Source organism: Parapedobacter defluvii (assembly GCF_014642075.1).
Lineage (GTDB): Bacteria > Bacteroidota > Bacteroidia > Sphingobacteriales > Sphingobacteriaceae > Parapedobacter > Parapedobacter defluvii.
In genome coordinates this window covers 756,744-770,488 of sequence record NZ_BMIK01000001.1, presented here as the reverse complement: position 1 = coordinate 770,488, position 13,745 = coordinate 756,744, and the positions used below count along the sequence as shown (strand labels likewise).

7 protein-coding genes are annotated in these 13,745 nt (G+C 48.7%); 1 reads left to right on the top strand and 6 read right to left on the bottom strand.

The window, feature by feature from the left end:
- The first annotated feature begins 13 nt into the window (after window positions 1-13).
- Window positions 14-2,872 carry a hypothetical protein gene (locus IEX60_RS02955; protein ID WP_188747185.1) on the top strand — a complete coding sequence of 953 codons (2,859 nt, stop codon included), beginning with the start codon at window positions 14-16 and terminating at the stop codon, window positions 2,870-2,872.
- Window positions 2,873-2,934: 62 nt separating this feature from the next.
- Here the strand turns inward: IEX60_RS02955 and IEX60_RS02950 are convergent, their stop codons facing one another.
- The 6 genes from IEX60_RS02950 to IEX60_RS02925 form a co-directional block, all read right to left on the bottom strand.
- A complete protein-coding gene (locus IEX60_RS02950) occupies window positions 2,935-4,818 on the bottom strand; it encodes a beta-L-arabinofuranosidase domain-containing protein (protein WP_188747183.1) in 1,884 nt (627 codons plus the stop codon).
- A 10-nt stretch (window positions 4,819-4,828) separates the two neighbouring features.
- Complete coding sequence (locus IEX60_RS02945) at window positions 4,829-8,086, bottom strand: glycosyl hydrolase (RefSeq protein ID WP_188747180.1); 3,258 nt, start codon at window positions 8,084-8,086, stop codon at window positions 4,829-4,831.
- Window positions 8,087-8,092: 6 nt separating this feature from the next.
- Window positions 8,093-10,354 carry a family 78 glycoside hydrolase catalytic domain gene (locus IEX60_RS02940; protein WP_188747178.1) on the bottom strand — a complete coding sequence of 754 codons (2,262 nt, stop codon included), beginning with the start codon at window positions 10,352-10,354 and terminating at the stop codon, window positions 8,093-8,095.
- A 106-nt stretch (window positions 10,355-10,460) separates the two neighbouring features.
- The gene (locus IEX60_RS02935; RefSeq protein WP_229717381.1) at window positions 10,461-11,339 is read right to left on the bottom strand and encodes a sugar phosphate isomerase/epimerase family protein; all 879 of its coding nucleotides are present in this window, start codon (window positions 11,337-11,339) and stop codon (window positions 10,461-10,463) included.
- A complete protein-coding gene (locus IEX60_RS02930; protein WP_188747176.1) occupies window positions 11,320-12,000 on the bottom strand; it encodes a DUF3823 domain-containing protein in 681 nt (226 codons plus the stop codon). The genes IEX60_RS02935 and IEX60_RS02930 overlap by 20 nt, the downstream gene beginning before the upstream one ends.
- A gap of 11 nt (window positions 12,001-12,011) precedes the next feature.
- A complete protein-coding gene (locus tag IEX60_RS02925; RefSeq protein ID WP_188747174.1) occupies window positions 12,012-13,742 on the bottom strand; it encodes a RagB/SusD family nutrient uptake outer membrane protein in 1,731 nt (576 codons plus the stop codon).
- Window positions 13,743-13,745 lie beyond the last annotated feature (3 nt).

Here is a 13,745-nt window from a genome sequence, read left to right as displayed (position 1 = left end):
AAAGATAATACAGATGAACAAACAGCTAATTATTCTCTTGGTACTGGTTGCAGGCTTTCTGCAACCGGCAAGATCCGAAGTGATCATCCTGACCAGCGATCAGCAGCTTTATGACCTAATGGACCCGGACAAGAAAATTGATATGTCCCTCGGCTTTACACGTTCCATACGCAGCCTGCGGGATGTGTGCGAAGCAGGAAAACAACGGGGCGACAAAGAGCTGACGATTGCGTTTGATGAATTTTTCAGGCAATACCGCCCCCAAGCGGGCACAGAGCGGCGCTTAACCCCAGACATGGATGAATACGTCGATAAAATCAAATTCATCAGTGATTTTGCCAAACAATATGGAATGGGCATCTGCCTGAGTCTGCTTAGTCCACTTGAACTTGGCCCAGCCTATAAAAATCAAACCCAGGAAGCCGGAAGATGGTTGGGTTACAAAGTAGGGCTGCGCAATCCTTCTGACGGTCAGTTCAGCATTTCGATGTGGCAACAGCTTTTCTGGACAAACAACAAAGGAAAATTCCGCGTTACACTGAAAAACATAAAGGCGTATGCGTTCAAAGAAAAACCGGTACAAGCATCGCACCATATTGCGGTTAATCCGGATGATATCATTGAAATAAAGGATATTAAATACGAAGCGGGTGATACAATAGACGTCGGTGGTAATGGATACGGCATAAAAAACGATCCGGCCGACATGATTTATCCGGTCCGAAACCTGCGGGTTTACTACGACGGCCCGAAACAATTGGAAGGGTACGATCGTGTGATGGTTTTATTGGAATATGAAACCCCGGAAATGGATTATTTCAGTGAGAAAGCACCAGCGTTTCTGAACAGTCTGATTGATAAATATAAGAAGAAGGGCGTAAATTTAACTGCTTTCTATTCCGATGAAATGCACATACAGCAGGACTGGGTCTATTTCTCGCATCACGAGGGCGGTCAATTTAACACCCGTTTTTTAACGGAGGGTTTCTCCAAACAATACCAGCAAAAATATGGTCAACCACTGGATGACAAGTACATGCTCTATTTTGCCTATGGAGCACCTTATTACCAGGCGACCGCCGGAGCGGTACGCAACGTTCAATACGTGATGGGTGAAAAACCGGAAGACATCCATCGTACCTATTTGTTAAGGGACCGGTACTACAAGCTGCTAAACCACGGGGTGGTCGACCTGTTTAAACACGCGAAAGACTACGCCGAGCAATTATTTGACCGGGAGATGCCAACGAGTGCGCATTCATCGTGGGCTGAAAGCCCTACCATTGATTTATGGGACGTCGAAAAACTCCACGACAATGCCTATAAATATGAATATACATCAAACTTCGTCTGGAGCAATACGGTACACCAGGCCGCTGCAGCATGTTATGATTATTTCAAGTGGGGCGAGTACCTCCAGCCCACCGGAAACGATTTTGCGGAATGTGGATGGGGTGACCGCAACTATTACGGCGCAGCCATGGGCACTTCCATCGGCGTGGTCAACAAATATCCGAATGCCTATGCCGCCGCTTGGGGATTCCCGAATGCTGCGCTCCATTGGAAGAATATGCTCAACGAAGCCTTCGGTGCCCAGCCTTCGAAGCCGATGAAATTAATGACCGATAACGTCCACCGGGATATCGAGGTCCTGATCTTATACCCGATGAACCTCGTAGCGGTAGAAGAACGGTTCGGTAGCTGGATGACGCAGTATGGCTATGCGAATTACCTCACGGCCGATAAGCTGCTGGAAATGGGTAAAGTGCTTCCGGATGGCCAGATCCAGGTTGCTGACAAAAAATACAGTACCCTGGTTGCGCTGTTTGAGCCATTGCCCGAGGCCGGATTGCTCGACATGATGGATCAATTTGTGGAAAACGGGGGCAAAGTCATCTGGTGCAGTGCGCCTCCGCTGATCGACAGCAAAGGAAACGACTGTTCAACAAAATGGCAATCGCTGTTCGGTGTCAGCTACCCATTCGATGCCTATATGGGGGAAATAGCCAGCGGAAAGCAAATCTCGTTTGAAAATAGTTTTTCAAACGTACCCGAACAAGTAATTCTGACCGACTTCCTGGTAGACCGGATCTATCCCGTCAGCACCACTTCACCGGCAGCAACCGTCGTAGCAAAAGTTGAAAATCAGATTGTGGGAACGCAATTAAAAAAGGGGAAAGGCGTTGCCTACTATTGCGGATTCCGACCCCGTGACGATCAGTCGGCCAGCCTCGGCTACGAATCGCGCACGCTGTTCGAAATCCTGTCAGCCGCGAATGCCTATCCATCCACCGGCAAATTCACGGAAAACGACAACCCCACCTATGTGTCTCGTACGACCGATTTCTTTGCCACCAAATTTCCAAACGGCACCACTGCCCTGGTAAAGCATTACCGAACGCACCGTGAAAACTGGGAGGGCGGATTTTCCCGGAATGAAGAAGCCGATGCAAAAGCATTGGCAGCGAATCCCCTACCTTCCGATGAATTGGATATCCAACACCTGAAAATCAACGGTCGTGATGTGACCTATCGGGGAAAAATGAACGTAGCTTTCCGTACAGATGATTCGGGTAAGCTGATTGCATTCAACGGCGTTCAATGTACAGGCATCACGGTAGACAATGTCAACTACAAGTTTAGCAGTCAACCCGTTGATATTTGCTACGTTCCGTTGGATGCAGGTTTAAAGATCTATCAACTGCGTGTGGCAGGTGAGGGCGAAATTAGCTTACCGGTTCCGTTTGCTGCCGGAAAGGCCGCGGTAAAGAACGGAAAGTCGGATATTAAACACGTTGTTAAAGACGGGAATATGGTATTGAACATCGACGGTGAACTTAGCGGAAAATGGATCGATATCACATTTAAATAACAGACATTGCCTCAATCGGGAGCTAACTTATCCCGATTGAGGCATTTTTTTCAGATGAATACCTATTCTTTCTCTTTCTTCGGAATCCATGTACATACATGCTTCCCATTATCCCAATTGTTGACGGAGGCATAATCAATCATCGTAATGTATTTTCCCCCTTCGATCGGTACAGAAAACTGAAGATTAATGGGTTGGGCCGTTGGCGTACTTTGTATTGCCTGGATGAACCCATCTTTGGATTGAAGTGTCACCGGCTGGTTATAATCCTTGTCCATGTTTTCGTCCCTCGCCAATACTAACGGTCCGTATAAAACGGCTTGAAAATTATCTCCTGCCCGGTTACTTCCATGGGGAGCATCCAACACCCGGCACCTCATATCCAATGACAGGGCGATCTCATCGCCCGCTTTCCACTTCCTCGTGATTTCAGCATAAGAGCCCGGAACAACAGACACCTCCTGGTTATTTATCCGTAAAGTCGTTGCTTTGCTCCATTCAGGAATCCTGAATTTTAGGGTAAACTTCTCCGTTCCTCCGAGACTCACCTTCATGTGGATATCGCCCGAAACGGGGTAATCCGTGGCAATGGCAATCGTACCGGGCTTCCTTCGCGGAGACCGAAAATGGATTTCGCCCTGATTATACAGATTGATGACGGGGCCCTCCCGCGAATTCATCGCCGCTACGTAGGGTATATATGCCAATCCCATGGGGCCGTTGAGGTTACAGCAGGTCACATGCAAATCATCAAAATGCCATCCCCAACCGTGACCATTTACCTTACAGCCATTCAGCAGGTTCACATAGCTAAAGCCGTCCCCTGTTGGTTTCATGGCGCCGATAAGTCCATTGTAAACGTACTTCTCTATTTCATCCATGGCCGATGGATCGCCGGTAATGCGCAATACCTGACTGCAAAATTTCAGCCACGTAACGCCCACACACGTTTCCATCATACGGGTAATATCGGGGTTGGTCTGCTCCAAGGCCGTATTTCCCCAGGCTTCCCCAGCAACCTGCGGATGGTAGGGTTGGTCAGACCCTCCATTCCCGATGACGGTGATTTCGTACTTTCTGACGTTATGAAATAAATTAAGAAACATCTGTTTGATTTCCGGCTTTCCGGTTACCCGGTAATATTCAACCAGTCCTTCAAAAATGGATAGCATTTCATACGCCTTGGGATAATGTCCCGCCATTTTATACGGCTGGACATTTTTCAGGGCCATCTCAAAGATGTTGTAATGCTTGGTCCCCCCGGATTCAATAATATAAGTCGCAAAATCCAAAAAACGCTGCTCTCCTGTCCATTCATAAAGCCGCATAAAAGGCTCCAGCAGGGAACTGGATTCAATATGGCAGGGCTCGTATCCGATATTCGTCGCACTCCATCCCAAATCAGTGATTTCTATTTTCGGTGCCTTGCCCACCTGGGACATGATACAATCGGCCTGCCGGATTAAACTCGATAAAACCGCCGGATCCGGATTCACCCATTCGTAATATTCTTCCATGCCGAGCATGACGTATTTCCGTTCCCACAGGTCGCCATTCGGGCCATCGGGTTGTTTTTCCGGTTCCGAACAACTGATGCAGCCATTCGTATCCTGGGCGGACAACATATCACTGACTGTTTCTTGCATTATCCGTTTTAATTCCGGGTCGCGCGTGTAGCGATAAAACATACAACCCGAACGGACAGCTTTTCCCCACATTTCGCCCAAGGCAAACTGAGGCCGTCCCTCTTTAAAGAAATTCACAAATTCCGAATAGGGCAAATCACCTTTATTCCATTGCTCAATCGACCGTTGGATATAAGAATCCAAGTATCCATCCAAATGAATACTGTTGGGTGCCAAAGGAAATAACCGATCTTCAATTTGGCTAAAAAGAGAGTTGGATACGGATAAAAAAAAGATAACGGTTAAAAAATAAGTTCTCATTTCAATTTTTCTAATCCTTAAAAACTTCAAGCGTAACCGGTCCTGTCAATCCGGCAGGATGCAAGGGACTGTTTGCCGTATAAGGGTTTACAAGTGTCCATGTGGAGCGCTTTTCGGGTGGTAATTTCTGATCGCCGATCAGCCGGTTCACCCAGGTATTGACAACCTTTACTTCGATCGTATTATTGCCTTCCTTCCAAGCGGAGGTGATATCCAGCCGGTAAGGCGGTGTCCAAACCCCTCCTACATCCTGGCCGTTGACCTTCACTTTCGCCAATGCTACCAGCGACCCCAGGTTCACATAAATGCGTGCACCCTTCGATACAGCAACCGATGGCAATTCCCTGCGATACCAGGCCTCACCGGAGAAATGTGCCACGGCAGTGTCGGCCGACAGGGACCAATCCGTGAGGGTATCCATCTGTAGGGTAAAGCCTGTCGAATCCGGTCGTCTAAATTCAACCTGCCAAGCTCCCTGTATCGGTACCGTGTTTTTGGGCGCGGGGAAATTTTTGCCTGTAGCTGATGGTATTTTATTGACTTTTTCCCGGAATACGATAAAGGCACTTTCGTAGCTATCCAGTTCCAGCGGTACGGTGGTTCCACTGCCCGTATCGTCAAACTCCGGCAGGTCCCGCATCGTTCCGTGAACGGCGTCCCAGAGCTCCGGCTGCTTACCCGAAATACGGAAAGTCGGGTTGATCTGGATCTTTCCGTCACTTTGGTTGGATACAAAATAAATGTCCCCATCGGGCAGTGTGCGGTGTATGAACACCGCGGGGTCCGAATCCGCAAGCTGCACGTCCGGCGGTACATCTGCCCGTTTCAGGGCCTCCTGAAGGGTCATTCCCTGCAATACCAGCCCTTTTCCGTAAACGTGCTCTTTCTGCTGGGTGTCCTTCCCATCGCCCCACAGCTTATCCGCCAGCGCCCGGACTTCCTCATCAGCCTTGCCATAGTCAGCCAGGCCGGGCGAACGCTGCGGCCTGGGTCCCAGCACAATGCCCCCATCCTTTACCAGCTGCTCGATCTTCCGCAGCACTTCCGGCCGTATCGTTTCCAGTTGCGGCAGCACCAGCACCCGGTACGAAAGTCCGTCCGGCAGGGTAAACCGGCCGTCCTTCATGGAAATACGGTTCAAAATCACCTCCGCATTGATGTAGTCGAACGAATAACCTTTGGGCAACGGTGGATCCTGTATGCCGGTCATTTTCGGTGCATCCTCACCGATGAAATAGGCGACATCGGCCGCATACAGCCCCTGCTGCAGCAGGAAATTGCTGCGCTTCAGGTAATCCACGAAAAGATCCATATCGTAGTACCATGTGTTGAAGCGGTTGAACTCATTGCCAAACCAGGCATTCACCCCAGGCTTTTTATCCTCGTACGGTTGATGGATGTAGACACTCAGTAGGGTATTGTTGATCCCCTCGGCAAAGAAACGGTCGCCGCGCTGTTTAAACATCGCCGGATACCGGCCGAAGGTATTTCCCGCAGCCGTAAATGATTCGGCTGATACTTTTCTTTTCCCATAAATATGGGCAGCGGAAGAAGCGGCCCGGTTTTCGATGTCTCCCAGCTCACCCTCGCTCCAGAACTCACCGCCGATTTCGTCCGACTGCCCGCCGTATTGCAGGAACTCGCCCGGAAAGCCCCAATGCCCGTAGTTCTCCAGCCAGATGGTCAGCCCGTGTTTATGGCTCACATCACGGAGCCCGCCTACGTATTCATAGGCCACTTTGTCGGCCACAAAACGCCGCACATCCCAAAGGAACCGGTCTGACTGGTCCTGGCTGCCCACCACATGCCCATAAAAAACAGGGATGTAAGGTGTCGGATCGTATCCGAATGTCTGCTTGAATTTATCCTCAAAACCATCCGTCCAGTTCTGCCCGCCCGTTTCATAACTGTCCTGTACCGCCACTTTAAAAGTTTTCCGGTCGGCTTCCGGTATGCGGCGCAGTATCTCCCCAAGAAACGCATCAAAGTGCCGGAGAACGTGCTCGTGGTTCATTTTGTCAACTTCCAGGCCGGTCCCCTCCGGACTCGCCGGTGCATTGGTGACCCCAGTGGGCAGCATCCCCGTTTGTAGGATCGTCCAGCTGCCTTCGGGAACGTCCCACGTCAATTCGCCGGCGGCGGATACCTGCGGGGTGATGTCCCTTACATCGGAAGGAACCACGGTAAAAAGTGCATCCTCCGGTTCTGCCTGACGCTCCCATTGGTAATCGTGCCAGTAGGGCAACGGGGTGGGGTGCATGCGTACCAGCGATTTCTCCTTGAAACGCTCCACGCGCGGAGTGGCGCTCAATTCGATCTCGGCAATGCCGGCATTCCCCACCGTTTTATCAAATACGAAACGGAACACATTGCTTTCCACCGCATCGAACGATACAATCACCGGCGCATAGGGCTCAAACCCCACATTCAGCGCATTGTTGGTGCGGTCCAGCCGGAACGACTTAACCGGTTCGAACGCTCCGTTCCTCATCGCCTCCAGGGTAACGTCGAATGCCATGTTGCGCCGGGCGGGATAGATGGTCAGACTCCGGGCCGTAAAGGCATCCGCTACCGATAGGGAGATCGTAGACTTCGTGCCGGACGGCAGGGCGACCTCCGTATGCCGGTCCTTGTCAAACAGGTTCCCCAACGGTTGTCCGGCAAAATCCGCCGTTGCCTCCGGTTGAAGATCCGCCATACTTTTACCGTAATCCCTCGGTGTCCTGAATGCCAGCGTCTTCAACCGCTGAAAGTCGCCCGGAGGCAACCGCAGGCTGCCCGTGAACTTCGCAGGGCCTTTTACAAGGGTGTCCGTGGCGGCAAGGTAACGCATCGCCTGATCGGGCTTCACCCAGGGACCACCCGATTGGCTCCAGCCCGGACTGTTGAAAATACCGATATCGATTCCCAGTTCCGTAGCTGTCTTTAGGGCCGTGTGAAGGATATCCCACCATTCGTCCGTAAAAATTTTAACCTTCCCATAACCGCCACCGGGCAGGTCATCCAGCCCGATGTTGCCGATGAATGCCCGGTTGATACCCACTTTTTTCATGGCGTGGAGGTCATTGACCACACCCTCCTTTGAGAGGTTGTCCGAAATCCAATACCAATACACGCTGGTTTGGATCGAGTCGGGGGCTTCCGCGAAAACCTGTTCAATAGTTTTCCAGTCGCCTTTCCCGGACCGGATGGAATCACAACCGGTCAATGCCGACACAACGGCGACAGCGATCAACGTGTAAAGTGCTTTCTTGCTTTTGTTTATCATCTTATTTTACCTACTTACGATAATCTCATAGTTTCCCGCACCTAGGGGCGGAGAAACCATCCTACCATCCTTTATGTTAACCTTTATGGGATCCCCGTTAATTCTCATATTTGGATGTCCCGTTAATTCCACGGGCAATTCCACCGTCCCGCTGGTGTTCCCTGGCACAACAAGCTGCATCACATATGTGGATGGATCCTGCTTACAGGAAACCGTTACATCACCTTTGATAGTGGGCACTTTACTATTAGCCCACTCCAAGGAGCCGATCTGAGGCCGTACACGGAATGTTTTCCAACCGGGTTCCAACGGTTCGACACCCATCAATTTCCGGGGAATGACATTAGCCGGAACAGCTCCCCATACGTGGTTCCAATCTTGGTTAGGTTTGTATTTATTGTCCCACGCCTCCATGGTAATGGTGCTGCCGGCGCGGATCATGTTGTACCAGCTCCGGTCACTTTGTGAGGTAAGTAGTGAAAGGCCATAATCCGCATCGCCGGCTGCATAAATAGCGTCCATCAGGAACTGGCTGCCATACACGCTGCACGCCATGCCACGCGAACGGATGAATGCCATCACGGCATCTTCCTGTTTTGGAGCCACCAACCCGAAAGCCAGAGCCATCATATTGGTGTGCAAAGAAGCATGATCGGTATCGATGCCATCGCGGAATACCTTTTTACGTTTGTCCCACAACAACGACTGGAAAGCCTTGTACGTCTCTGCAGCCTTTTCGGCAAACAATGCCGCATCTTCCGTCCGGCCAATGGCCGTGGCCAATACCACCATATCCTTGAGTGCTTTATAATGAAAGGCGTTAACCACGGCATTGTAGGTAGTAAACACGAAACCATCGGTTTCCCCATTGCCCACCATGCCAAAACCGCCTGTATGCGGCCAATCCACAATATCGCGAATCGAGTCGCCCTGGTAATGGATCGTCTTCATCAATGCTTTGGTCTGCTTCCCGGTTTTCGTGCTGATTAACCCATTGGCGTCACGTAGCGGCAACAAAAGCTTAGCCTTCAGATCTTCGTAGTAGCAACTTACCGACCGGGTATCTCCAGTATACAAATAATCATTATACGCCATCAATACCGATTGCAGAATCCATTCAGTAGGCCACGTAGCACGGTGCAGCAGGTACTCGTGAGACCTACGCGCCATACTGTATTCCTTATCTACACCGTAGTGACACAACTGGTTGATGTATGCATCCGCTTCGTAAGGAATGCGCTCGCGATCACCATCCACATAAATACCCGCAAAGGTCGTGGCTTTGACGCTATATTTACAGAGCTCCCACACGGCATTGAGTACAGAATCCGAACTCTCGAAATACGAAGCAAAGTCATCAAACGGGTAATGGACACTGGAGCGCACGACATCGGTATTTTCCAATTCATTTGTATACCCTTCCAGCTCTACATAACGGAACGGCAGCACTTCACCGATGTACTCGGGCATTTTTACAGCCTGTGGACCGGTATTGCGCCTGTCAGGACGGAACTGCAGTTGATACGTGTATATTCCTTTATTTAAGGACAATTGATATTCCGCATACCGGATTGTCCCACCGGGCTTGCGATTGATGCTCCCGTCGGGATGAACAGCCTCTCCCAACCTAACAGTCACCGCTTCCATTTTGGTAGGTGAATTCAGTGTCAGCCGCAATTGTCCGAAGGCAGCCTTACCGAAGTCTACCCGTATGATGTTCCCTGCTTTGGAGATCCGTACGGGAGCTTCATCGGTTTTCTGCAGGGGATAAAAAGTTGTCTGATAGTCGGTCAATTCCGCCGCGGTCCGGAAACGGCTCACGGGCGACCAACCGGAAGCTTCACCTTTCTCATCCCATATCATCACCTTCCATATGTAGCCCGTATTGGGTACCAATGGTTTTCCTGCATACAATACATTAGTCGATTCATCCGATGCCACCATACCCGAATCCCAAACATCACCGACCTCTTTGGCGAGGCTGTCGGCACTGCTTGACACAAGTATACGGTAAGCGGATTGATACGCACCCCGTACCGTGTTGACGAGTTCCCAGCCCAATACCGGCTTTTTATTAGCCATCTCTACACGCTGACCATCTCCCTCTTCGTCGGATCCAATAACCGGATATCCATTGACCACCTGAAAATCTGAATGGTGCAAATGATCCACCATCAGCCCGGACACCTGTAGCTGTTGGGCATTTAGAAACAGTACAGCATTCAGTAACGGACAAAAAAAAAGAATTTTCAAGTGCAGGGTACTCATTTCAGGCATTTTGTTTATAATCTCAACAAAGAAAACAAATTTGTTGGATTACGTTGTCCTGTTCCTACCTGCTACCGGCCCTTTCTATCTTTTAATATTCGCCGGTCTATCTCCTGTCCCACTGTTCCCGCAGAAAATCCAGTCCCTTGCGGGCAATGGACTCCTGCGATGGCTCCGTGGTACGCCAAATCGATGCAGCCTTAGCGATTACTTTGACATCCGGGGTAAACGATTCAATCACGATATCCCCCTGATAATCAATTTTTTTCAATGCATCAATAACTTTCAGCCAATCCGTATGATCATTACCCGGCGCCCCACGATCCACACCACACGCATGAAAATGAGCAAGTTGACGGCCCGTCCGAAGAATGGCTTCTGCAGGATATTTCTCTTCAATATTCATGTGATAGCTATCCAAATGTACTCTTACACTCGGAAGACCAATCTCGTCAACAAGCTCCAAAGCCTGAGAAGCGGTATTTATAAAATCAGTTTCATATCGGTTGAGCGGTTCAATCGCCAAAGTCACCCCACAATCTTCTGCATAGCTCCCCAAATGACGCAGGTGGTTCACAACCGTATGCCATTGTTCTTCCCTGGCCGCTTTCTCTTCAAAAGCAGCTCTGCCAACGCTTGAATACAATGGACCAACCAATACGGGGCAGTTAATTTCAGCAAGCAATGCAACACATGATTCTAGGTAACGGATCGCGGTTTCTTGTTCTTCTACGGTACCCCGCAAGTCCCTGCCCGGCCCCATTGCCGCACAGGCGGATCCGCAAACTAATCCATTTTCAGTCAACCCTTTATTAATTAACTGAACATCAAGCACAGTTGGGTCATCTATCGCAATCTCCACCGAATCAAATCCCCAATCCTTAAACCTTGAAAATAAAGATATACTGTCGTTTGTAAACGATCCTGTAAATAAAAAAGTATTAATTCCGAATTTTGTCATTTTTTTAAGGAATAGTAACTTCAAAAACATCGCTGTAATTATATCGCCCGAGCGCAGATTGAATTCGCGCGGCTACACGCACATAATACTTCTTACCTGAAGTCAATCCGTCGATCTCGTCAACAAACGTGTCGGCTAATATCGCTGGGTCGGCAACAGCAGACAAATCGGTAGCTCGTCGGTGATCAAACACTACGTTATTAACCGTGGGGATCTCAGATACCAAGGTCATGCGATCCAATATCTTTCCGCTTTCCACCTGTCGGGCTATGTTGTAAGTAGCAGTGATTTTCCCAGGTGAAGTGGTTACACTGACGTTAGTCAAGGCCAGATAAGGCATCACTTCGAAGTCAACCTGCGTGCGTTCTCCTACTTGCACTGTCACCGTGTCAAGCGGAAAGAAAGCACCCTCCGTGACGACCACTTTATACTCATTTTGAAAAATATAGGAATTTTCAAACGTACCATCAGGCTTCCCGGGGATTACCAACGGAATATTTTGAGATCCTCCTTTCTCAAATAATAATACATTATATCCATTGGGTTGCTGTGTTTGAAAGTTTTTACTGGTGATCTTATCGATCAGCTTTCCATGAATTCCCCCATTCGGCGGAGAATAATTATCGATACTGCAAGAGGCGAAAACAGCCGATAATACGATGATGATTATTCGTGAAATGTTCATATTCATAGTTTTTAATATCCCGGATTTTGAATCAGATTCGGATTAGCCGTTAACTCGGAGGCAGGTATTGCCGTATAATATGACGTGGGTACAAACGTCTTAAAAGCATTTGGCACGGTTGAAGTTTCGAATCGATAGGCATTGGCTTGGATGTCGAAATAACATTTAAGTGCACCAACCGTTGAATTATTGTACAACCGATCCGTCAACCGCCAACGTTTATAGTCCCACAGGCTATGGCTTTCAAAGCCCAGTTCTATCACCCGTTCATGCCGTACCCGATCAAGGGTAACTTCTTCATCAGTAAGTACACTAATTCCCGCCCTTGATCTGATTTCATTCATAGCTTCCTTAGCCTCCGCAATTTTTCCAAGTTCAATAGCTGCCTCCGCGTAATTCAATAGCACCTCACCGTAACGCAACGCGATCCAATGTTGCGACGAACCGTTAGTACGTACATTGGCACGTGCCAACGTATTATCAAGATATTTCCTTAAATAGAATCCTGTTTGCGTTTTTTCAGAGCCGAAACCACTTGATCCCACTACTTTAATAGTTCCATTGGCATCAATTCGCTTGGTTGCGGGATTATACCTTACATTGGGATCACCTGACTCAATTTTAACGCCTTGATCAAAAAGTCCTGCCTGAATATCGATCTCCTCTCCCCGCCATAGACTAGCTGGCAAAATAACCGTACCCAAAAGCCGAGGATCATGATCAGCAAAAAGATCCATAGGATGATCGTAAAAAACGGGGGCATTGGGTGTGCCGATTTTCAGTGCACCTGGTGACCCATCTTTCAACTCAAATTGTTCCACGAATTCCAATACCGGAGTGGATCCCGAGCCATAACCATCGGGGCCGCGAACACCGAACGGAATCACATCGCGATCGTAGTTGTGCGTTTTTTCAGGATACGAATAATACCGTATAAAAATTGCCTCCGGATTACTGTCATCTAAAAACAATTGCGCGAAGTTCTCAGCTAAATCAGTTTGTTGTTGATATAGTGAAAAATTGCGGGAATTAATAATGGCCTCCGCCGCATCAAATGCCGATTGCCAGAATCTGTTTTGTTCCGATTCGGGGATACCTACCAATCCATTCAGCTGTACGGGAGCATATTTGGCCGATGAGCCTGCGTACAACATTGCCCTCGATTGGAGGGCTAATGCGCTGAATTTCGTCGCCCTGCCTTTGCTGTTCGTTTCTGGCAATAATGTTGCTGCTTCGGCCAGATCTTCGTAAATAAAATTGTATACATCAACCTCTTCGTCGCGGGGCACCTGATACACACTTATATCGCCTTCGCCAGTATATTGTTGCACAGATTTGATTATCGGTACACCTCCATATCGCTTTACCATTCCGAAATAATAATAAGCTCTTAGAAACTTCGCTTCTCCTATCAAAGTTGTTTTAAGGTTTTCATTAAGCGGAGACGCTGGCAGCTTTTCCAATAGTGCATTGACCCTTCGTATGTGATTGTATCCCCAAAAATCACCTCCACTGCCCGTACCACCTATACTTTCATTCGGACCTAACATCGCGTTGCCAAAATTGTCCATCGGCAATGCGTCATAAAGCGTAGCCAGATAAGATAAGATTAATGACTCGTCTTTAAATACGTCCTCATCACTGATGATATTTAATGGTTTGGTATTTAAAAATTCTTTACAGGAAGTCAGGGCCACCATCAACCATAATCCCGCAAACATATATATGTAATTGGTTTTCATATT

Coding starts and splice junctions, on each gene's coding strand:
- IEX60_RS02930 (WP_188747176.1), bottom strand. CDS start 12,000: ATGAACATTTCACGAATAATCATCATCGTATTATCGGCTGTTTTCGCC.
- IEX60_RS02955 (WP_188747185.1), top strand. CDS start 14: ATGAACAAACAGCTAATTATTCTCTTGGTACTGGTTGCAGGCTTTCTG.
- IEX60_RS02950 (WP_188747183.1), bottom strand. CDS start 4,818: ATGAGAACTTATTTTTTAACCGTTATCTTTTTTTTATCCGTATCCAAC.
- IEX60_RS02925 (WP_188747174.1), bottom strand. CDS start 13,742: ATGAAAACCAATTACATATATATGTTTGCGGGATTATGGTTGATGGTG.
- IEX60_RS02945 (WP_188747180.1), bottom strand. CDS start 8,086: ATGATAAACAAAAGCAAGAAAGCACTTTACACGTTGATCGCTGTCGCC.
- IEX60_RS02940 (WP_188747178.1), bottom strand. CDS start 10,354: ATGAGTACCCTGCACTTGAAAATTCTTTTTTTTTGTCCGTTACTGAAT.